Source organism: Streptomyces sp. NPDC046215 (assembly GCF_040646215.1).
GTDB lineage: Bacteria > Actinomycetota > Actinomycetes > Streptomycetales > Streptomycetaceae > Streptomyces > Streptomyces stramineus.
This window is the reverse complement of record NZ_JBEYZW010000016.1, coordinates 19,219-38,926: the sequence shown is the minus strand read 5'-3', so window position 1 is coordinate 38,926 and position 19,708 is coordinate 19,219. Positions and strand designations below refer to the sequence as shown.

Sequence of the window (19,708 nt, the reverse complement as noted above, 5' to 3'; positions counted from 1 at the left end):
CCATGACTGACGCGCGCACCGCATCGAGCAACTCCCCCCGCACCGGGCCTCTTGACGCGCTCACCGACGTCTCCGGGCTGCGGGTCGGGCACGCCCAGCGCACCGGTGACGGCGCCCTGACCGGCACCACCGTGGTGCTCACCGGCGAAGGCGGCGCGGTGGCCGCCGTGGACGTACGGGGCGGCGGGCCGGGGACCCGGGAGACCGACGCCCTCGACCCCCGCAACCTCGTGCAGCGCGTCGAGGCGGTCGTCCTCTCCGGTGGCAGCGCCTTCGGTCTCGACGCCGCTTCCGGGGTGACGGCCTGGCTGGAGGAGGCGGGGCGCGGCTTCCGGGTGGGCCCGGACCCGGCCCAGGTCGTGCCCGTCGTCCCGGCGGCCGCGCTCTTCGACCTCGGCCGGGGCGGTGACTGGCGAGCGCGTCCCGACGCCGCTCTCGGCCGGGCGGCGGCCGAGGCCGCGGCCAATACGGAGGCAGGGGCTCCGGTCGCCCAGGGCAACGTCGGCGCCGGCACGGGCGCGGTGGCCGGTGGTCTCAAGGGTGGTGTGGGTACGGCGAGCGTCGTCCTGCCCTCGGGGACGACCGTCGCGGCCCTGACGGTCGTCAACGCGGCGGGCTCGGTCGTGGAGCCGTCGACGGGAGCGCTGTACGGAGAGCTGGCCGACGGTGTCGTCGTGCTCCCGGACCGGGAGCGCCACACGGCGGCCCTCGCGGCGCTGGCCGCGGCCCGGCAGGAGTCCGGGCAGCGTTCGGCCGCGTCCGTGCGGCCGCCGCTGAACACCACGCTCGCGATCGTCGCCACGGACGCGGAGCTGACCCGCGCGCAGGCGCAGAAGCTCGCCGGCACGGCCCACGACGGTCTGGCCCGTGCCGTGCGGCCCGTCCACCTGCTGAACGACGGGGACACCGTCTTCGCGCTGGCCACGGGCGACCGCCCGCTGGTCGCCGAGGATCTCTTCGGGGACGCGGAACTGCTGGCGGCCGGGGCCCTCAACGAGATCCTGGCGGCCGGGGCGGATGTCCTGACGCGGTCGGTCGTCAAGGCCGTGCGCGCGGCGGAGAGCGTGGACGGCCCGGGCGGCGTCTTCCCCTCCTACCGGGAGCTGTACGGCGGCCCTTCCGCCTAGGCGGCGCGCCGGGACCCGTCCCGGCGCGGCTCAGACGCCGGCCGCCCCGAGGAGGACGCCGGCCAGGTGGGTGACCGCCATGGCGAGCGCTCCGCCGCCGGCGTTGCGCAGTATCGCCCGTCCGGCGGGGGCCTCGCCCAGCCGGGCGCTCCCCCACCCGCACAGCACGAGGGCCGCGAGGACGGCCACGACGGTGACGGGCAGCCGCAGGGGCTCGGGCGGCAGGACGATGGCCAGGAGGGGGAGGAGCGCGCCGGCCGTGAAGGCGAGGAAGCTGGCTCCGGCCGCGTGCCAGGGGTTGGTGAGCGCGTCGGGGTCGATGCCGAGTTCGACCTCTGCGTGGGCGCGGAGGGCGTCGTGGTCGGTGAGCTGCTCGGCGACATCCCTCGCCAGGTCGGGGGCGATGCCCTTGCCCTCCAGGAGACCGGTGAGTTCGGCAAGTTCGGCCTGCGGGGCTGCGGTCAGCTCCCTGCGTTCCAGGGCCAGTGCCGCCTGTTCTGAGTCGCGCTGGGTGCTCACCGACACGTACTCCCCCGCCGCCATCGACATCGACCCGGCGAGCAGCCCCGCGAGCCCGGCGGTCAGCAGCGTGCCGCGCGCGTCGGTGGCCCCGGCGACGCCCACGACCAGGCCGGCGGTGGAGACGATGCCGTCGTTGGCGCCGAGTACGGCGGCCCGCAGCCAGTTCAGCCGGGTGCTCAGGCCGCCGGCGTGGGCCTCGTCGTGCGAGGGGGGAGTCTCATCGCTCACTCGGTGAGCGTCTCACTCTCCGGCGGTCACCCGGATCTTCGACTGGCCGTGCGGCCGCCGCTCCCAGTCCTCCATGAAACGGGCACGCAGTCCGTGCTTCTCGGCGAGGGCGATCAGGGTCCCGGTGCGGTAGTAGAAGTCCTCGCGGAGCACCTGGTGCTCCGCGCCTTCCGTGCGGTCGAACGTGAAGTCGAAGAAGCCGCCCGGGGCGAGCACCCGGCCGACGTGGGCCAGGCATTCGTCGATGACCTCGATCGGCGAGTGCGAGAAGACGCTGTGCGCGTGCACCACGTCGAAGTGGCCGTCGGGCAGGAAGTCGAGGGTGAGGTTCTGGGTGATGGTGAGGTGGGGCAGCTTGTCCTGAAGGCCGTAGGTCGTCAGGGTCTGCTTGGCCGATATGAGGATGTCGGGCGAGATGTCGATGCCGTAGTAGTTGCCGGCGTCCAGGTGTTCGATGAACCGCCAGCCGGCCCGGAGGTTGCCGCAGCCGATGTCGAGCATGCGGTGGTTCGGGGCGAGGCCGTGCTCGGTGAGGTACTCGAACTGCATCCGGCCGAGGGCGAGCCAGCGGTCGTGGCTGCGGCTGCCGACGGCGGCCTCGGGGTTGCGGGCGGTGTCGGAGGCCATGACCGCGCGGTAGTAGTCGACGTGGTCGGGGTGCTTCAGCCGCAGCCAGCTGTCGCGGGCGGTGCGCTTGAGGTAGGGCGCGATACGGGCCGGGTTGGTGACCGCGTAACGGACCTTGTGGCTGAGGTTGCTGCGGTTTTTGAGCATGGCTTTGGGCGACGACACGGGGTCCTCCGTCGTGTGAGTCGTAAGAAACGTCGTGAGGAAGAAGGGGGAGCTCTCGGGGGATGCAGGCAGGGCTCTCGGACGTGTGGGAGGGGTGAGGTGCCGGGACGGCGGATCAGATGACGCGGCGCCGGAGCACCGCGCAGATCAGCGCGATCAGCACGGCTGCCAGGCCGAGGAAGACGGCGGTCTCGATCCACTGGAAGGTCCAGAAGTCACCGCTGGGATAGACCTTGTGATAGCGGGCGACGTAGCCCTTCTGGGCCATGCACGTCGGCAGGTCCGGCAGGCCCATTCCCCACGGGCAGGCGTCGGCGATCGCGTGCTGCCGCCCCGCGGCGTCGATGAAGCCGAACTCCCCGGTGGACCAGGCGCTGCCGACGTCCGGCCGCGGTGCGGCGCCCTGGCTGACGCGGACCGTGGGCGCGATCCAGTCGGAGCGGAAGGTGTTGAGCAGGATCCGCACACCCACGACGAAGGCGAGCACCGCGCCCATGGCGGGCAGTGTCCGGCGGATCAGGAGGCCGGCGGCCGTACCCGCGGCGAGGCCGAAGAAGGCGCAGGCCACGGCTGCCGGGCCGGTGGCGTTGAAGAGGTAGCCGTCGTGCCAGTACAGGCCGTCGAGCGTGTTGGAGACCGGCTCCCACCACCAGGCGACGAGCGCGGCCAGGACGGCCGACCCGACGATCGCGCACACGGTGGCCAGCGCGAAGCGGGCGATGAACCACCGGCGGACGCTGACGCCTTGGGTGAGCGCGAGCTTCCAGGTGCCGCTCTCCAGCTCGCGGCCGAGCATCGGCGCGCCCCAGAAGACGCCGATGAGGACCGGGAGGGCGGCGCTGAGGGTACCGAGCGCTCTGAGGGCGCCGTTGTTGTCGTCCAGCACGCGCTGGAGGAGTTCCGGGTCGGTTCCCGGACAGGCATCGGAGTCCCAGCCCTTGCAGAGCTGGAGGTGGTGGTCGCTGAGGAACGCCGTCATGTCCGCACGCCGGAACGCGGCCCAGACCGCGCAGGCGAGGACGATCGCGGTGCCGGCCAGGATCAGGGCGCGCTGCTGGCGCCAGGCCGTCCAGAGGGTGCCCTTCATGCCGCGGCCTCCGTGGTGCCGGAGGTGGTGGGACCGTCGGAGCGCAGGTAGGCGAGCAAGAGTTCTTCCAGGGAGGGAGTTTCGGTGATCCACCGGTCGGTGCCGGCCCCGGCGAGGGGGTCGCTGCCGGACCTGCGGACGAGTGCGGTGGCCTGGCGGCCGGTGACGCGGGACTCCACGACGCGGGCGCGGTCCAGTCCGGACGGCAGCCCGTCCCCGGTGGAGTCCTCGGCGCGGCCGGTCAGGCGCAGGTGCTCGTCGCACAGCTGCTGGGTGTCGCCCTGAAGCCGTACGCCGCCGTGCCGGAGGAGCAGCACGTGGTCGCAGACGCTCTCCAGCTCGGACAGGACGTGCGAGGACAGCACGACGGTGACACCGCGGTCGGCGACCTCGGCCATGACCAGGCCCATGGCCTCGATCCGGACGAGTGGATCGAGGTCGGCCAGCGGCTCGTCGAGGAGCAGCAGGTCGGGGCGCTTCCCGAAGGCGAGGGCGAGGGCGACGCGGGTCCGCTGCCCCGGGGAGAGGGTGCCGACCCGGGCGTCGAAGGAGATGCCGCCGGCGCGCACGATGCCTTCGGCGGCGGCCTGGTCCCAGTCCCGGTTCAGGCTCCGTCCGAACCGTAGTGTCTCGGCGACGGTGAAGCGGGCGTAGAGCGGCTTGTCCTGGGCGAGGAAGGCCACGCGGTCGCGGGCCGCGCCGGTGGTGGGGTCGGCGCCGAAGACGCGTATCTCACCGGCGGTGGGGCGCAGCAGGCCGGTCGCGAGGTGGAACAGCGTGCTCTTGCCGGCCCCGTTGGGGCCGACGAGCGCGGTGACCCGGCCCGCGGGCAGGGTGAAGTCGCAGTCGCGCAGCGCCCAGCCGCTCCGGAACTTCCGGCCGAGCCCCGTGGCCCGCAGGGCGGTAGAGGCGGTCGGGTCGGTCACGTGTCTTCCTCCAGGGGCTGCGGTGTGCGGGGGGCGGGAGCGGCGCGGGGGAACTGCTCGTCGAGGACGGCCGTGGAGAGCGCCGCGATGTCCTCGCGTTCCAGTCCGGCGGTCCGGGCTCGCACGACCCAGGCGGTGAGCTCGGTGCGCAGCGGGGAGCCCGCCGCGGCGGCCGGCCGGGACAGCGAGGCGGTCACGAACGTGCCCCGGCCCGGCCGTGGCTCGACCAGTCCCTCGCGTTCGAGCTCCCGGTAGGCGCGGAGCACGGTGTTGGGGTTGAGCGCGGTGGCTTCTACCACCTCCTTCGCCGTGGGGAGCCGGTCCCCGGGTTGCAGTGCGCCCAGCCGCAGGGCTTGTCTCACCTGGTCGGCGAGTTGCAGATAGGTGGCGACTCCGCTGCGGCGGGCTATCCGGAATGCGATCATTCGCACCCTCGTTTCACTAAGGTGTTAGTGGAATGATGCGGAGGGGACCCGGGCCCCGTCAAATCCCGACAAGCCGGTACGGCAGAAGCCCCGGGCCGCCTGAGCGCAGGCGGCCCGGGGCTCCGGGCGTTGGTTTCGCGTGGGCGTCGGAGGCGTCCGGTCAGACCGTGACGGGGACCTCGGTGGGTGTCTGTGCCTTCGACCGGGCGGCGGGTCCGCGGACGGTCTTGAGGAGGACGACCAGGGCCGCGCTGACCGCCGTGCCCGCCGCGATCGCCAGCAGGTACAGGAAGGGGCGGCCGATCAGCGGCACCACGAAGATTCCGCCGTGCGGCGCGCGCAGGGTGCAGCCGAACGCCATCGACAGGGCGCCCGTGACCGCACCGCCCGCCATCGCCGACGGAATCACCCGCAGCGGGTCGGCCGCCGCGAAGGGGATGGCACCCTCGGTGATGAAGGACGCGCCCAGCACCCACGCCGCCTTGCCGTTCTCCCGCTCGGTCCGGGTGAACAGCCGCCCGCGGACGGTCGTCGCCAGGGCCATCGCCAGCGGCGGAACCATACCGGCGGCCATGACGGCCGCCATCACCTTGAGGCTGCCCTCGTTGGGGTGGGCGAGGCCGCCGACCGCGAAGGCGTAGGCCACTTTGTTGAGCGGGCCGCCCAGGTCGAAGCACATCATCAGGCCGAGGAGGACGCCGAGGACGACCGCATTGGTGCCGGAGAGACCGCCGAGCCAGTCGGTCAGCGCGTTCTGCAGCGAGGCGACCGGCTTGCCGACGACCAGGAACATCAGGAACCCGACCACCGCCGCGGACACCAGCGGGATCACGACCACGGGCATGATCCCGCGCAGCACCGGCGGTACGTCCACCCGCTGGACGGCCTTGACGACCGCACCCGCCAGCAGACCGGCGATCAGCCCGCCGAGGAATCCGGCGTCGACGGTCAGGGCGATGGAGCCGCCGACGAAGCCGGGCACGAGACCGGGGCGGTCGGCCATCCCGTACGCGATGTAGCCGGCCAGCACGGGGACGAGGAAGGCGAACGCGGCACCGCCGGTCTGGAACAGCAGGGCGGCCCAGCTCGCGGACTCCGTCCACAGGAAGTGCTCGGCGACGGAGGGCGCCTTGTTGATCTCGTAGCCACCGACGGCGAAGGCGAGCGCGATGAGCAGACCGCCCGCCGCGACGAAGGGGACCATGTAGCTGACGCCGGTCATCAGCCAGGCCCGCAGCCGGGTGGCGAAGCCGTCGCCGGCCGCGGCACCGGCGTCCATCGGCGCGGGGGCGGCGGCCGGCGCGGTGGCGGGGCTGTGCGCCGCTTTCTCCCGTACTTCGGCGATCAGTTCGGCGGGCCGGTTGACGCCGGCCTTCACCCCGACGTCGACGGTGGGCTTGCCCGCGAAGCGGTCCCGGTCGCGCACCTCGACGTCGTGCGCCAGGATCACGCCGTCCGCCGCGGCGACGACCTCGGGCTCCAGCTTGGTGAACCCGGCCGACCCCTGTGTCTCGACGGCGAGCTCAACCCCGGCGGATCGCGCGGCCTGTTGGAGGGCTTCGGCGGCCATATAGGTGTGCGCGATGCCGGTGGGGCAGGAGGTGACGGCCACGATGCGGAACGGGGCACTCGCCGCGCTCGCTGTCTCCGGTCCGGTGCCGTCACGCCGACCGGACGCGCCGTCGTCCTCGTCTTCAGTGCTGCCTTCGGCACGGTCGTCGGCGCCGTCTTCGGCCGAGGCAGGCAGGGCGGCCACCGGCAGGGGATCGCCGCCGTCTCCGGCGTCCCCGGCCGGGTCGGCGGCTGCCGGCGCGGCCGGGGCGTCACCCCGGATCAGGGCCGCGGCGGCCTCCGCGTCCTGCGCCGAGCGCAGGGCGCTGGTGAAGACCGGGTCCATCAGGTGGCGGGCCAGGCTCGACAGGATCGTGAGGTGGTCGCTGTCCGCGCCGGCCGGGGCCGCGATGAGGAAGATCAGGTCGGCGGGGCCGTCCGGGGCGCCGAAGTCGATCCGGGCGGTGGAGCGGCCGAAGGCCAGGGTCGGCTCGGTGACGTGGGCGCTGCGGCAGTGGGGAATGCCGATGCCGCCGTCGAGCCCGGTCGGCATCTGGGCCTCGCGCGCGGCGACATCGGCGAGGAAGCCCTCGATGTCGGTGACGCGGCCGAGGGCCAGCATGCGGGCGGCGAGCGATCTCGCCGCCGCTTCCTTGGTGTCGGCGGTCAGGTCGAGGTCGACCAGTTCCGCCGTGATCAGCCGGCTCATCGCGGGCTCCTTTGCTCGCGGTCGCGCCCTGCGGGCGGTGGGGGGACAGGGTGGAGGCGGGAGCCGTCCCGGTGGCCGGGAGGGGCGTCGCTCAAGGCCGGTCGGGCACTGGCGCCAGGCTTCTTCACCATCGCGCGGCCACTGCCGGAAGGTTTCCGCACGGCCACTCGGCCAGGTTCGAACGGCTTCCGCGCAGCCGCTCGGCCACTGCCGAAAGGTTTCTGCACGGTCGTGCGGCGACCCGACGGGCACGCACGGCCCCGCAGGCACGCACCACCCGGCGAACACGCACCGCCCGGCGGCCTCGGGGCCCGGCGGGGCGCGGGTGGCCGGGCGGGGACGCGCTCCGGTCCGCCACCGGCCCGGCCGCGCCGGACCACTGCCTCGCCGCCATGCACCCGCACGCCGCCATGTACCCGCACGGCGTCGAGCACCCGCACGCCGTCACGCACCCGCACGGCGGGCACCTCCGGTCCGGCGGCCGTAGGGGGCGTCGAGGTAGGGCCCCTCGGGCCGGGGGCGGGGCCGGGCTGCGGCGCCGCGGGCCAGGACCGTGGCGAGCACCCGGCGGGCCCACCGGTACGGCCGCCGCACGACGACCGGCGGCAAGCCGTGCGCACCGGCGCAGCGCGGCGTCATGGCGCCGGCTCCGTGAGCGCGCGCTCCCACGGCACGTCGGTGGTGACCGTCACCGCCGCCGGGTCGAGGTCTTCGGGTGCCGGCATGACGCTGCCGGGCAGTTGGACGGCGGCGGCACCGTGGGCCAGGGCGGCGGCCAGGGCGGCGGGGCCGGCGCCCCCCGCGGTGAGGAAGCCGGCCAGGGAAGCATCGCCGGCGCCGACGTTGCTGCGGACGGCCCGCACGCGTGCGGTGCCGAAGTACGTGCCCGAGGCGTCGACGAGCAGCTGCCCGTCCGCGCCGAGGCTGGCGAGCACGGCCCGGGCGCCCAGGGAGCGGAGCTCCGCGGCCGCTTCGGCGGCGTGGCCGACGGTGGTCAGCGGGCGGCCGACGGCCCGGGCGAGTTCCTCCGCGTTGGGCTTGACGACGTCCGGCCGCGTCCGCAGCGCGGCGGTGAGCGACGGGCCGGAGGTGTCCAGGGCGATGCGGGCCCCGGCGTCGTGGGCGCGGGCCACCACCTGGCCGTACCACTCGGGGACGAGCCCGCGCGGCAGACTGCCGCAGCAGGCGATCCAGTCCGCGCCGGCCGACCGTGCCCGTACGGTCGTGAGCAGGGACTCGGCTTCGCCGGCGGTGAGTTCGGGGCCGGGGGCGTTCACCTTGGTGAGGGTGCCGTCCGGTTCGGCGAGGGCGACGTTGACCCGGGTCGAGCCCTGGACGGGCACGCCCGCGACCTCGATGCCGTGGTCGCCGAGCAGCCGGGCGAGCAGGGCGCCCTCCGGTCCGCCCACGGGCAGGACCGCGACCGTGCGCCGCCCGGCGGCGGAGACCGCGCGCGAGACGTTGACGCCCTTGCCGCCGGGGTCGACGCGGTCGGTCCCGGCGCGCAGGACGGCGCCGCGCTCCAGCCGCGGGATCTCGTACGTGCGGTCCAGACTCGGGTTGGGGGTGACGGTGAGGATCACGCGCGGACCACCGCCGTGCCGGCGCGCTCGATGGCGAGGGCGTCGTCGGAGGGGAGCCCGGTGTCGGTGATGAGCAGATCGACCGCGGAGAGGTCGCCGAAGCGCGCGAAGTGCTGCTGCCCGTACTTGCCCGAGTCGGCGAGGAGGACGACGCGGCGCGCGGCCGCGGCGGCCGCGCGCTTGACCGCGGCCTCGGCCAGGTCGGGGGTGGTGAGCCCGCCGTCGAGGGAGAAGCCGTTGGTCGCGAGGAAGGCGACGTCGGCGTGGATCTCGCCGTACGCGCGCAGCGCCCACGCGTCGACGGCGGCCCGCGTGCGGTGGCGCACCCGGCCGCCGACGAGGTGCAGGGAGATGCCGGGGTGGTCGGCGAGGCGCGCGGCGACCGGCAGGGCGTGGGTGACGACGGTGAGGTGGGAGTCCAGCGGCAGCAGGCCCGCCAGGCGCGCGGCCGTGGTGCCCGCGTCGATGATCACACTGCCGTCGGTGGGCAGTTCGGCGAGCGCGGCCCTGGCGATGGCGTCCTTCTCGTCCGCCGCCGTCGTCTCGCGCTCGGCGAGGTCGGGCTCGAAGTCGAGCCGTCCGGCGGGGATGGCGCCGCCGTGCACCCGGCGGACGAGCCCCGCCCGGTCGAGGGACTTCAGGTCGCGCCGCACGGTCTCGGCGGTGACCTGGAACTCCTCGGCGAGGGAGAGGACGTCCACCCGGCCGCCCTCGCGGGCGAGGCGCAGGATCTCCTGCTGGCGCTCCGGTGCGTACATGTGGATTTACATCCGCTCAATGCCCGAATCTGTGGTTTCGCCGACAGGTTACCGCCCGTACGAGCGAGAAGTAAACATACTCAGACATGAAACGGGCCCGGGTGGGCGGAAGTGTTCACTTCCGCCCACCCGGGCCCGTCCCTGCGGTACCGCTAGCCGATCGCGGCCGGCACCTTCGCCGCGTCCGCCGGAGCCTCGGCCTCCCCCGCCGCCGACTGCTCGTTGCGGGGCCGCTTGGGCAGCAGGAACATCAGGACGAAGAGCAGCGCCAGGCCGCCCGCGACCCACCACATGGCGTGCGTGAAGGCGTCCGCGAAGATGTCCGCGACCGCCGTGCGCCGCGGGTCGGCGGCGTCCACGACAGAGAAGAAGGCCACGGACACCAGGCCCAGCCCGAGCGCGTTGCCGAGCTGCTGCGTGGTGTTGATCAGGCCGGAAGCGGAGCCCGCGTGCTCACGCGGCACCTCGGAGAGGACGGCGTCCGTGATGGGGGCGACGATCAGACCCATGCCCAGGCCCATCACGGTCAGCGGCAGCGCCATCTGCCAGGACGCTATGCCCGCGCCGTACCGGTCGGCCTCCCAGATGTAGGTCAGCACACCGGCCGCCATGACCAGCGCCCCGGCCTGGAGCACCTTCCGCCCGAACCTGGGCACCAGCTGCTGCACGGACACGCCCGCGGCCACGGAGACGGCCACCGAGAAGGGGATGCCGGTCAGGCCCGCCCGCAGCGCCGACCAGCCCAGGCCGATCTGCATGTACAGCGTCCAGACGAGGAAGAAGATGCCGGAGGATATACCGAAGATCAGCTGCACGCCGATGCCCGCCGCGAAGCTCTTGACCCGGAACAGCGACAGCTCGACCAGCGGAGAGCCGTCCTTGCGGGACTTGTACCGCTCGTAGGCGACGAACGCGGCGAGCACCGGCACCGCGCCGGCCATCGACACGAAGCCCCACAGCGGCCAGTCGTGCTCCCGGCCCTGTGTGAGCGGGAAGAGCAGCATCAGCAGGCCGGCACTGGCCAGGGCCACGCCGACGAGGTCCAGCCGCATCGCCTGGGGCGCCTTGGACTCGATGATGAAGCGCCGGCCGAGGATCAGCCCGGCGATGCCCACGGGGAGGTTGATCAGGAAGATCGGGCGCCACTCCAGGCCGAAGAGGTTCCACTGCGTCAGCAGGGCGCCCAGCAGCGGTCCGGAGACCGCGCCGAGACCGACGATCGCACCGAACATCCCGAAGACCTTGCCGCGCTCGTGGGCCGGGAAGGTGACGTGGATGATCGAGAGCACCTGGGGCACCATCACCGCGGCCATCAGGCCCTGCAGCACCCGGGCGGCGACGAGCAGCTGCGGGTCGCTCACCACGCCGCACAGCATCGAGGCGAGGGTGAAACCGCCCATGCCCAGGAGGAACATCTTCTTGCGCCCGTAGATGTCACCGAGCCGCCCGCCCGTGATCAGACCGATCGCGAACGCGAGCGCGTAACCCTCGCTCAGCCACTGCAGGACGCTGAACGAGGCGCCGATGTCGCGCTGGATGCTGGGCATCGCGATGTTGACGATCGTGACGTCGACCAGGTCCATGAAGGACGCGGTCATCACGACGGCGAGCGCCAGCCAGCGCCGGCGGTCGACGGGCGGTGAAGCGGAGGACATCAGGTTCTGGCCTTTCCTGGGCTTGCGGGAACGAACTGGAACGTTAGAGGGGATGTAGGACAGCTTGTGTCCCACTTCGCTGGCACGCTGGGTGATATGACCGACACCCCCGCACGGCTGCTGACTCTGCTCTCCCTGCTCCAGACACCGCGCGAATGGCCGGGCAGCGAGCTCGCGGAGCGGCTCGGCGTCACCTCGCGCACCATCCGGCGCGACATCGAGCGCCTGCGTGACCTGGGCTACCCCGTCCAGGCCACCATGGGCGCGGTCGGCGGCTACCGGCTGGCCGCCGGGGCCGCGATGCCGCCGCTGGTCCTCGACGACGAAGAGGCCGTCGCCATCGCCGTGGGGCTGCGGGCGGGCGCCGGGCACGCCGTCGACGGCATCGAGGAGGCGTCCGTACGGGCCCTCGCCAAGCTGGAGCAGGTGCTGCCGTCCCGCCTGCGGCACCGCGTCGCCGCCCTCCAGGCGGCCACCGTGCCGCTCACCGGCGGTGACGGCGCCACGGTCGACCCGCGGACGCTGACCGTCATGGCCTCGGCCGCCACCGGTCACGAGCGGCTGCGGTTCGCCTACCGCAAGGGTGACGGAACCCGCACCCAGCGGCTGGTGGAACCGCACCGCCTGGTCAGCACCGGGCGGCGCTGGTATCTCGTCGCGTACGACATCGACCGGGACGACTGGCGCACGTTCCGTGTCGACCGAGTGAGCGAGCCGTTCGCCACGGGGGCGCGGTTCACCCCGCGCGAGCTGCCCGCGGCGGACGCCGCCGAGTTCATGACCCGCTCCCTGGCCCGGCTGCAGCCGACCTACCGCGTCGTGGCGACCCTGCGGGCACCCGCGGCCTTCGTCGCCGCCCGGCTGCCCCGCACCCTCGGCACGCCCGAGCCGCTCGACGAGGACACCTGCCGCATCGACCACGTCACGGCGGACTCCCTGGAGTGGGTGGCGATCCGGCTGGCGCTGGTCGACTGCGAGTTCGAGGTCCACGAGCCGGGCGAACTGATCGCGCACCTGGACGAACTGGGGGCCCGGATCCGCCGGGCGGCGGGGCACCGGCCCGGCTGACCGGTTCTCGCCGGAGCGGCACCGCCGAACGTGTCACTGGGGCCGGTCGTCGCCGAGGCATGGCGCACGCCGCGACCTGGGGGCCGGAGCCCCCGCCCCCAGGCCCCCATGGGACGGGGGCCGGAAAGAGGTGGGCCCCGACGCAGGGGGGGGTGGCGCCGGGGCCCGGTCTATGAGGTTATGCCCTATTACGCCGCCGCGTCGAACCCAGTGTCGTGCGCCATCTTCTTCAGCTCCAGAAGAGCGTGCTTCTCGATCTGACGAATCCGCTCGCGCGTGAGGCCGTGCTGCTTGCCGACCTCGGTCAGGGTGCGCTCGCGCCCGTCCTCGATGCCGTACCGCGCCTTGATGATCGACGCGGTGCGCTGGTCGAGGCGGCCTATGAGGTCCTCCAGCTCCTCACTGCGCAGCAGCGTGAGCACGGACTGCTCGGGCGACACGGCGGAGGTGTCCTCCAGCAGATCGCCGAACTGGGTCTCGCCCTGGTCGTCCACGGGCATGTTGAGGCTGACCGGGTCGCGGGCCCAGTCCAGGACGTCGCTGACGCGTGCCGTGGAGGCACCCAGCTCCGCGGCGATCTCGGCGTGCTCGGGGTCGCGGCCGTTCTCCCGGTTGAACTCGCGCTGGACGCGCCGGATGCGGCCGAGCTCCTCGACGAGGTGGACGGGGAGCCGGATCGTCCGGGACTGGTCGGCGATGGACCGGGTGATGGCCTGACGGATCCACCACGTCGCGTACGTGGAGAACTTGAAGCCCTTGGCGTAGTCGAACTTCTCGACCGCGCGCACCAGGCCGGCGTTGCCCTCCTGGATGAGGTCGAGCAGGGGCAGGCCGCTGCGCGGGTAGCGGCGGGCGACGGCGACCACGAGACGCAGGTTGGACTTGATGAAGACGTCCTTGGCGCGGGCGCCCTCGGCGGCTATCGCCTCCAGTTCCTCCCGGGAGGGTGCCGCACGGCCGGCCGCGCCGGTGCCCTCACCCACGGCCCCGCCCTCGGTCTCGACGGCACCGTCGAGGATCTGCTGCGCGTAGACGCCTGCCTCGATGGCCTGGGACAGCTCGACCTCCTTGGCGGCGTCGAGCAGAGGCGTCCGCGCGATCTCGTCGAGGTACATGCCGACCAGGTCGCGGTCGGCGATCTCGCCTGTGGCGCGAACACTGCTTGCCCTCTCAGCGCCCGTGGAGGCGGACTGACGACGGGCGACGGCACGGGTTGCCATGCGTGCTCCCTTGCGATGAGTCGGTCGCGGGACGGAAGGGGCTCCCTGTGAAGGCGGACCTTGCCACGGAGCACCCCATCCGAAGGAAAGAACGACTGGAATCCGGACAGAATTCCCATCGGACCGCTGATTTTTTGTGATCATGCAGTACCCTGTCCCGCCGCAACGTGGGAAGGCATGCGGGAGAAGCCCGCGGACGTGCAGGTCAGGCGGGGTCCGGCCGGGTCTCGGAGACCCCCGGAAGGTGTCAGGAGGCCCTGCGGGCCTCAGTCGTCCCGGACGGGCTCGGTCGAGCCCGGCAGCCACTCGGCCGGACGTCGCTGTCCGCCCCTGGCCGCTCTCCCATCCCTCAAGACGACCTCCATCGGCTTCCGGTTGCCCTCAGGGCTCCTGAAGGGCGGGTTCTCCGTCACACCGCTGCCAAACCCCTGCCCGGCACCGCGACGGACCGTGATCGAGTTGCCGCGGCCTCGCGGCGGGTGTGCCCTGGTGGGACATGAGGGGGCGCAGAGGTGAGAGGAGCCCCGTGATGCCGACGCACTCGATCATGCCCGGGCGCCACCACGGCCACGAAGGCCCCGGACCGGTGGCCCGCGGCACGCACCTTCCGCACCGGGGCCGCGCGCGGGCCGGCGGTGACGAAGGGGCCCGCTGGATCTGGGCCGTCCCCCTCACCGGGGGCATCGTCCTCGGTCTGTACGCCATGTACCTCGCGAGCCAGAACGGTTTCTCCGCGCTCGGGTACTGCCTCATGGGACTCGCGGTCGCCGTCGTCTCCATGGGCGCCGGGTACGTCCTGCTCCGCGAGCGGAACCGCATGGTGGCCGAGGTCCGCGCGGCCGCCTTCGGCGCGCTCTTCGGCTGCAGCATGGGCTTCCTCTACAGCCTCGCCGGCGGCACGGTGCTGCGCGCCGTCGAAATCGGGCTGCTGTTGGGCCTGGGGATGGGCCTGGCCTCGTACTACGTCTTCCACTGGCACGAACACTGAAGCGGCATCCTGCGGGCACGCACGCCCGCGCGCGTTTGGTCCCGGCCGGGAGTCAAACATCCGGCCGGGACCAAACATGACAAGGGCCTGCGATGTAGGTCGGGAGACCGTTCCGTGCCCCTTACACCTGCCCCTAGCGTGAGGCCATGGCCGACATCAACGCGAGCGGAACGCTCGACGAAGCACTGGAACGCCTGCACAAGACCGGACCCGAGCTCAAGGGTGGCTGGCTGAGCAACCATGCCCCCATGGCCGTCGAGGCGCTGGCGCGCCACGGCCAGGCACCGGTGGTCCACCCCTGGGTCGACCGCTACAGCGCCCGGCTGGACGACCTTCCCGGCACCACCACCCGCATCACCGAGAAGAACTGGCGGGAGGCCCTCGGCGACGTCCGGCGGCTGGGCGACTGGACCGCCTTCTTCGCTCGTCTCGTCGCCGAACAGCCCTGGCGCGACGTGCTCGCCCGGTGGTGGCCCCGCCTGCTGCCCGGCATCGCCGCCTCCGCCACCCACCCGGCGATCCGCGTCGGTCACGCCGTACGGACCCTCCTCACGGACGGTGAGACCGCGCCGCGGGTGGCCGAGCTGGCGCAAGCCCTGGGGTACTGGGCCGCCCGTCACCAGTTGCTGCCCGCGCCCGTCACCCCGGCCGGCGCCCTGGGCCCCGCGGAGGCGCTGGCGGCGCTGCCGCCCGTACCCGACCAGTCGGGCGACGTCCTCCACCGGCTCGCCCAGCTGCCCACCGCTCCCGGTTGGCCGGCCGCCTCGAACGCGCTGCGCCCGGCCGCCGGCCCCGAGGAGGCCCACGACCTCCTGGTGGCACTGGTCCGGGCCGCGACCTGCCGCTACGCCGAGTACGGTCACGGAAATCCGGTCATGCTCGTCCACGCGGCCACCGCGCCGAACGCGGTGCTGCGCACCCTGCCCGCCCTCCCCCGCGCGCTGTGGGCGGCGAGCGCGACCGCCGCGTGGGCGGCGAGCGCGGCGGTGATGTCCGCGTACGCGCCCGCCGCCCCCATGGAGCTCCGCCCGGCCGTGCCGGGCACGGCCGGGGAAGCCTTCGAACGCGCCGCCGCGCACGGTGACGCACACGCGATCAAGCTGACGGACACCGCGCTGGACGTCCTGGCGGCCGCGCCGCCCGGCTCCGTCCACGCGACCGGGGCACTGGCCGCGGTGGCGGTCAGCTGCGAGCTGATCGACCCCGCCTGATGCGCGCCGCCCCGGGGCGCACCGGTTGCGGACTACCCGAACTGCACCGAGCGCTTGGCCAGACCCATCCAGAAGCCGTCGATGACGCTGCGCTGGCTGTCCAGCTCGTCCTCGGCCGCCCCCAGGGTGACGAACAGCGGTGCGAAGTGCTCAGTCCTGGGGTGGGCCAGCCGACCGGCAGGAGACGTGTTTTCGAAGTCCAGCAAACCGTCGAGGTCCTGATGTTCGAGAGCCTCACGCCCCCACGCATCGAACTCCGCCGACCATGCGGGCGGCCCCGACCCCGCGTGCCGCAGCGCGGCCAGGTTGTGGGTGAAGAAGCCGCTGCCGATGATCAGCACTCCCTCGTCACGGAGCGGTGCGAGCTTGCGTCCGACGGCCAGCAGCCGCTGCGGGTCGAGGGTGGGCAGGGACATCTGGAGCACGGGGACGTCCGCGTCGGGGAACATCTCGACGAGGGGAACGTACGCTCCGTGGTCCAGCCCCCGGTCCGGCATGTCCCGCACGGGCGTGCCGGGGCCGCGCAGCGTCCTGCGCACCCGCTCGGCGAGTTCGGGGGCGCCGGGGGCGTCGTAGCGGACGCTGTAGTAGCGCGCGGGGAAGCCCCGGAAGTCGTGGACCAGCGGAACGGTTTCCGTCGCGCCGAGCGCGAGCGGAGCCTCCTCCCAGTGAGCGGAGACGATGAGTATCGCGGTGGGCAGCGGCAGCCCGGCGGCCCAGGCCGCGAGCTGGCCGGTCCAAAGCTCGTCGTCGGCGAGGGGCGGAGCGCCATGGGAGAGGTAAAGGGCGGGCATACGTCCGCCGGTGGGAGGTGCGGTGGCCGGCATGGGGCCCTCCAGGCTCTCTGTCTGCTGTCCCTGACCAGTACTTGAACCCTCAAGCTCTAAGCTCCAGCTTAGCCCCGACTTATTTAAGCTTCAAGAATTAGGCACCAAGAGGAAGCCGGCGGGTGAAACAGTGGATGTCATGACCAAACGACCTGTAGGGGACGCGCAGCACCCGGGCGGGGACCACCAGGACGGCGAGCAGCCGGACGGCGGGACGCGCTGGCTCAGCGAGGAGGAGCAGAACACCTGGCGGGCCTATCTGCACGCCAGGACACTCCTGGAGGACCATCTCGACCGCCAGCTCCAGCGCGACGCCGGAATGCCGCACGTCTACTACGGGCTGCTCGTGACCCTCTCCGAGGCGCCCCGCCGCAGGCTGCGGATGACCGAGCTCGCCCAGGACGCGAAGATCACCCGCTCCCGCCTGTCACACGCGGTCGCCCGCCTGGAGAAGTACGGCTGGGTCCGGCGCGAGGAGTGTCCGTCCGACAAGCGCGGCCAGCTGGCCATCCTTACGGACGACGGCTTCGACACGCTGCGGAAGTCCGCCCCCGGCCATGTGTCCGCCGTACGGGGTGCCATTTTCGACCGCCTCACCCCCGAACAGGTCACCCAGTTCGGTGAAATCTGCCGGACCATCGCGAACGGCCTCCAGCCGCCCGCGGGCGCCGACCTCCCCTGGCTGCGCTGAGCCGGAGGACGAAAGAGCTGAGCCGGACGGCAGGAAACATGCGAGGCCCCCGCCTGGACGGCGGGGGCCTCGCACATGCGGCAGGTGACCGACCGGGGTCAGTGCACCAGGACCGGGATCGCTTCCGCGGCGTTCTCATCGTCACCGGCGGCCGCGGAGCCGCCCTGGTGACCGGTGTTGATGGCGAAGAAAGCGATCACCGCGGACAGGACGAGGATCCCGACCGCCCACCAGATGGCGGTGGAGTAGCCGTGCACCATCGACTGGAGCACGAGCTGCTGCTTCGACGTGGCGCCGGCCATGTGCGACGTGGCGTAGGCGGTGGTGGCGCTGGCGGCGATGGTGTTGAGCAGCGCGGTGCCGATCGCGCCGCCGACCTGCTGCGAGGTGTTGACCATCGCGGAGGCGACACCGGCGTCGCGCGCCTGGATGCCGTGCGTGGCCAGGCTCATGGCCGGCATGAAGGCCGTACCCATGCCGAGACCCATCAGCAGCAGACCGGGCAGGATCACGGCGACGTACGAGGTGTCCAGGTCGATCTGGGTGAGCACCAGCATGCCGACGGCGGCGAGCAGGAAGCCCGGGCCCATCAGCCAGCGCGGCGCCACCCGGGTCATCAGCCGGGCGCCGATCTGCGTCGAACCGGCGATCATCGTGGCGATCATCGGCAGGAAGGCCAGGCCCGTGGTGACCGGCTTGTACCCCTTGACCACCTGGAGGTAGTAGGTGAGGAAGAGGAACAGACCGAACATCGCGATGGCGGCGAGACCCAGGGACAGGTAGACACCGCTGCGGTTGCGCTCGGTGAGGACGCGCAGCGGCAGCAGCGGGGCCTTCACCCGGGACTCGACGAACGCGAAGGCGCCCAGGAGGACGACCGCGGCGACGAACATGCCGATGGTGCTGCCCGCGGTCCAGCCCTCGGACTCGGCGCGGGTGAAGCCGTAGACCAGGGCGACCAGTCCGAGGGTGGACAGGATGACGCCGGGGATGTCGAGCTTGGCGGGGTTGCGGCTCTCGGCGGGCTCGTGGATCACGGCGATCGCGCCGAACGCGGCGACGACGGCGAAGGGGATGTTGATGAAGAACGTCCAGCGCCAGTTCATGTACTCGGTGAACACGCCGCCGAGGATGAGACCGACACCGCCACCGGCACCGGCGATGGCACCGAAGACGCCGAACGCCTTGGCGCGCTCCTTGGATTCGGTGAACATCACCGACAGCAGCGACAGCGCGGCCGGGGCGAGCAGCGCGCCGAAGACGCCCTGCAGCGCACGGGCGCCCAGCAGCATTCCCAGGTTGACGGCGGCGCCGCCGAGGGCGGAGGCGGCCGCGAAGCCGATCAGGCCGATGACGAAGGTCTTCTTGCGGCCCCACAGGTCGGCCAGTCGGCCGCCGAAGAGCAGCAGGCCACCGAAGGCGAGAGCGTAGGCGGTGATGACCCATTGCCGGTTGCCGTCCGAGATGCCGAGGTCGGCCTGGGCGGAGGGCAGGGCGATGTTCACGATGGTCGCGTCGAGGACGACCATCAGCTGGGCCAGCGCGATGAATATCAGCGCTTTCCAGCGCTTGGGGTCCGGAGTGGTGATTTCTGGCATGGGTTGCCTACCTCAGCGGGGCGTTGTGGGGCGTGTGGGACGAAGTCTGTGGGGTCACCCGGAGCACTGTTCGCGGCGCAGTCCCTCCAAGGTGGCCGCGGAGCCGGGAAGTTCGGAGCGGGCCGGGGTCATCAGCCCGTCGAGGAACAACTGCAGGTGCCGGTGCATGAACTGATCGAAGGCCGAACAGCCGTTGCCCGGGAGGGGCCTGGTCAGCTGGGCGATGGCGATCATCAGGTCACCGACGGCGATGTCGTCGCGCAGCTGACCGGAGGCGCGGGCCGCGGCCATCAGTTGCTCGATCTCACCGTCGGTGCGCTCCCGCGCCGCCACGTGGTCGGGGTGGTTGGGGTCGACACCGTCGGCCAGCATCGTGCACAAGGCCCCGATCCGCTCGTCAGCGGCGGCGTGGACGAAGCGCCTCAGCGCGTGAAAAGCATCGGATTCCTCTGCTCGTGCTCTCTCGGCCTGGTCCACGAGGCGGTCCATGACGGAGAGGGTGACGTGATGGATCAGCTCGGAGCGATCCGCGAAGTGCCGGTACAGCGTGGCATTGCCGACCCCGGCGCGTCGAGCGATTTCATCGAGGGAGGTCTCGGCCCCGTGCTCGACGAGCGCTTCCCGGGCGGCGGCGATGATGCGCTCCCGGTTGCGCAGGGCGTCGGCGCGGAGGCGGGGCTGGGGGGTGGCCACGGTCGGCGCTCCTTCCGATGCGGATCATGCGCGGGCCGCTGCCTGCGCC

General features: G+C 72.7%; 19 protein-coding genes. 5 read left to right on the top strand and 14 right to left on the bottom strand.

The window, feature by feature from the left end; translation table 11 throughout:
• The first annotated feature begins 2 nt into the window (after positions 1-2).
• Positions 3-1,127: a P1 family peptidase gene (locus ABZ951_RS09920; RefSeq protein WP_344092000.1), complete on the top strand. Its 1,125-nt coding sequence runs from the start codon at positions 3-5 to the stop codon at positions 1,125-1,127.
• A gap of 30 nt (positions 1,128-1,157) precedes the next feature.
• Here ABZ951_RS09920 and ABZ951_RS09915 read toward each other — a convergent pair whose 3' ends face one another.
• The 10 genes from ABZ951_RS09915 to ABZ951_RS09870 form a co-directional block, all read right to left on the bottom strand.
• On the bottom strand, positions 1,158-1,877 hold the full coding sequence (locus tag ABZ951_RS09915) for a VIT family protein (protein WP_344092003.1): 720 nt from the start codon (positions 1,875-1,877) through the stop codon (positions 1,158-1,160).
• 12 nt (positions 1,878-1,889) lie between these two features.
• Positions 1,890-2,669 (bottom strand): class I SAM-dependent methyltransferase, encoded by a 780-nt coding sequence (locus tag ABZ951_RS09910; protein ID WP_344092005.1) that lies wholly within the window; start codon positions 2,667-2,669, stop codon positions 1,890-1,892.
• Positions 2,670-2,784: 115 nt separating this feature from the next.
• Positions 2,785-3,756 (bottom strand): transporter, encoded by a 972-nt coding sequence (locus tag ABZ951_RS09905; protein WP_344092007.1) that lies wholly within the window; start codon positions 3,754-3,756, stop codon positions 2,785-2,787.
• Positions 3,753-4,682, bottom strand: coding sequence for an ABC transporter ATP-binding protein (locus ABZ951_RS09900; protein WP_344092009.1), 930 nt, complete (start codon positions 4,680-4,682; stop codon positions 3,753-3,755). The genes ABZ951_RS09905 and ABZ951_RS09900 overlap by 4 nt, the downstream gene beginning before the upstream one ends.
• Entirely contained in the window at positions 4,679-5,107 is a 429-nt protein-coding gene (locus ABZ951_RS09895) for a GntR family transcriptional regulator (protein WP_344092011.1), read from the bottom strand. The genes ABZ951_RS09900 and ABZ951_RS09895 overlap by 4 nt, the downstream gene beginning before the upstream one ends.
• 160 nt (positions 5,108-5,267) lie before the next feature.
• Positions 5,268-7,367 (bottom strand): fructose-specific PTS transporter subunit EIIC, encoded by a 2,100-nt coding sequence (locus ABZ951_RS09890; protein ID WP_344092013.1) that lies wholly within the window; start codon positions 7,365-7,367, stop codon positions 5,268-5,270.
• A gap of 444 nt (positions 7,368-7,811) precedes the next feature.
• Complete coding sequence (locus ABZ951_RS09885; RefSeq protein WP_344092016.1) at positions 7,812-8,006, bottom strand: hypothetical protein; 195 nt, start codon at positions 8,004-8,006, stop codon at positions 7,812-7,814.
• The gene (gene pfkB, locus ABZ951_RS09880; RefSeq protein ID WP_344092018.1) at positions 8,003-8,950 is read right to left on the bottom strand and encodes a 1-phosphofructokinase; all 948 of its coding nucleotides are present in this window, start codon (positions 8,948-8,950) and stop codon (positions 8,003-8,005) included. Before pfkB ends, ABZ951_RS09885 begins: the two co-directional genes overlap by 4 nt.
• The gene (locus ABZ951_RS09875) at positions 8,947-9,708 is read right to left on the bottom strand and encodes a DeoR/GlpR family DNA-binding transcription regulator (RefSeq protein ID WP_344092021.1); all 762 of its coding nucleotides are present in this window, start codon (positions 9,706-9,708) and stop codon (positions 8,947-8,949) included. The genes pfkB and ABZ951_RS09875 overlap by 4 nt, the downstream gene beginning before the upstream one ends.
• 152 nt (positions 9,709-9,860) lie before the next feature.
• Positions 9,861-11,363 carry an MFS transporter gene (locus ABZ951_RS09870; protein ID WP_344092024.1) on the bottom strand — a complete coding sequence of 501 codons (1,503 nt, stop codon included), beginning with the start codon at positions 11,361-11,363 and terminating at the stop codon, positions 9,861-9,863.
• A 96-nt stretch (positions 11,364-11,459) separates the two neighbouring features.
• Between ABZ951_RS09870 and ABZ951_RS09865 the strand changes: the two genes are divergently transcribed.
• Positions 11,460-12,431 carry a YafY family protein gene (locus tag ABZ951_RS09865; protein WP_344092026.1) on the top strand — a complete coding sequence of 324 codons (972 nt, stop codon included), beginning with the start codon at positions 11,460-11,462 and terminating at the stop codon, positions 12,429-12,431.
• A 188-nt stretch (positions 12,432-12,619) separates the two neighbouring features.
• On the opposite strand, the gene ABZ951_RS09860 is transcribed toward ABZ951_RS09865, so the two are convergent.
• Positions 12,620-13,651, bottom strand: coding sequence for a sigma-70 family RNA polymerase sigma factor (locus ABZ951_RS09860; RefSeq protein ID WP_344092028.1), 1,032 nt, complete (start codon positions 13,649-13,651; stop codon positions 12,620-12,622).
• Between the two features lie 529 nt (positions 13,652-14,180).
• Here ABZ951_RS09860 and ABZ951_RS09855 point away from each other — a divergent pair.
• The gene (locus ABZ951_RS09855; protein ID WP_344092030.1) at positions 14,181-14,639 is read left to right on the top strand and encodes a hypothetical protein; all 459 of its coding nucleotides are present in this window, start codon (positions 14,181-14,183) and stop codon (positions 14,637-14,639) included.
• Positions 14,640-14,785: 146 nt separating this feature from the next.
• Entirely contained in the window at positions 14,786-15,850 is a 1,065-nt protein-coding gene (locus tag ABZ951_RS09850) for a questin oxidase family protein (RefSeq protein ID WP_344092033.1), read from the top strand.
• A 32-nt stretch (positions 15,851-15,882) separates the two neighbouring features.
• Here the strand turns inward: ABZ951_RS09850 and ABZ951_RS09845 are convergent, their stop codons facing one another.
• The gene (locus ABZ951_RS09845; protein WP_344092036.1) at positions 15,883-16,644 is read right to left on the bottom strand and encodes a class III extradiol ring-cleavage dioxygenase; all 762 of its coding nucleotides are present in this window, start codon (positions 16,642-16,644) and stop codon (positions 15,883-15,885) included.
• 172 nt (positions 16,645-16,816) lie between these two features.
• Between ABZ951_RS09845 and ABZ951_RS09840 the strand changes: the two genes are divergently transcribed.
• Positions 16,817-17,368, top strand: a complete 552-nt coding sequence (locus ABZ951_RS09840; RefSeq protein WP_344092038.1) for a MarR family transcriptional regulator — start codon at positions 16,817-16,819, stop codon at positions 17,366-17,368.
• Between the two features lie 98 nt (positions 17,369-17,466).
• On the opposite strand, the gene ABZ951_RS09835 is transcribed toward ABZ951_RS09840, so the two are convergent.
• Together ABZ951_RS09835 and ABZ951_RS09830 are read right to left on the bottom strand one after the other, a co-directional pair.
• Entirely contained in the window at positions 17,467-18,966 is a 1,500-nt protein-coding gene (locus ABZ951_RS09835) for an MFS transporter (RefSeq protein ID WP_344092040.1), read from the bottom strand.
• A 54-nt stretch (positions 18,967-19,020) separates the two neighbouring features.
• Positions 19,021-19,659, bottom strand: a complete 639-nt coding sequence (locus ABZ951_RS09830) for a helix-turn-helix domain-containing protein (protein ID WP_344092043.1) — start codon at positions 19,657-19,659, stop codon at positions 19,021-19,023.
• Between the last annotated feature and the right edge of the window lie 49 nt (positions 19,660-19,708).

What these genes read in the sequence shown, in the direction of transcription:
- ABZ951_RS09850 (WP_344092033.1), top strand. Translation starts at nt 14,786, where the DNA reads ATGGCCGACATCAACGCGAGCGGAACGCTCGACGAAGCACTGGAACGC.
- ABZ951_RS09840 (WP_344092038.1), top strand. Translation starts at nt 16,817, where the DNA reads ATGACCAAACGACCTGTAGGGGACGCGCAGCACCCGGGCGGGGACCAC.
- ABZ951_RS09835 (WP_344092040.1), bottom strand. Translation starts at nt 18,966, where the DNA reads ATGCCAGAAATCACCACTCCGGACCCCAAGCGCTGGAAAGCGCTGATA.
- ABZ951_RS09845 (WP_344092036.1), bottom strand. Translation starts at nt 16,644, where the DNA reads ATGCCCGCCCTTTACCTCTCCCATGGCGCTCCGCCCCTCGCCGACGAC.
- ABZ951_RS09865 (WP_344092026.1), top strand. Translation starts at nt 11,460, where the DNA reads ATGACCGACACCCCCGCACGGCTGCTGACTCTGCTCTCCCTGCTCCAG.
- ABZ951_RS09895 (WP_344092011.1), bottom strand. Translation starts at nt 5,107, where the DNA reads ATGATCGCATTCCGGATAGCCCGCCGCAGCGGAGTCGCCACCTATCTG.
- ABZ951_RS09920 (WP_344092000.1), top strand. Translation starts at nt 3, where the DNA reads ATGACTGACGCGCGCACCGCATCGAGCAACTCCCCCCGCACCGGGCCT.
- ABZ951_RS09860 (WP_344092028.1), bottom strand. Translation starts at nt 13,651, where the DNA reads ATGGCAACCCGTGCCGTCGCCCGTCGTCAGTCCGCCTCCACGGGCGCT.
- ABZ951_RS09870 (WP_344092024.1), bottom strand. Translation starts at nt 11,363, where the DNA reads ATGTCCTCCGCTTCACCGCCCGTCGACCGCCGGCGCTGGCTGGCGCTC.
- ABZ951_RS09905 (WP_344092007.1), bottom strand. Translation starts at nt 3,756, where the DNA reads ATGAAGGGCACCCTCTGGACGGCCTGGCGCCAGCAGCGCGCCCTGATC.
- ABZ951_RS09855 (WP_344092030.1), top strand. Translation starts at nt 14,181, where the DNA reads ATGCCGACGCACTCGATCATGCCCGGGCGCCACCACGGCCACGAAGGC.
- ABZ951_RS09885 (WP_344092016.1), bottom strand. Translation starts at nt 8,006, where the DNA reads ATGACGCCGCGCTGCGCCGGTGCGCACGGCTTGCCGCCGGTCGTCGTG.
- ABZ951_RS09875 (WP_344092021.1), bottom strand. Translation starts at nt 9,708, where the DNA reads ATGTACGCACCGGAGCGCCAGCAGGAGATCCTGCGCCTCGCCCGCGAG.
- ABZ951_RS09890 (WP_344092013.1), bottom strand. Translation starts at nt 7,367, where the DNA reads ATGAGCCGGCTGATCACGGCGGAACTGGTCGACCTCGACCTGACCGCC.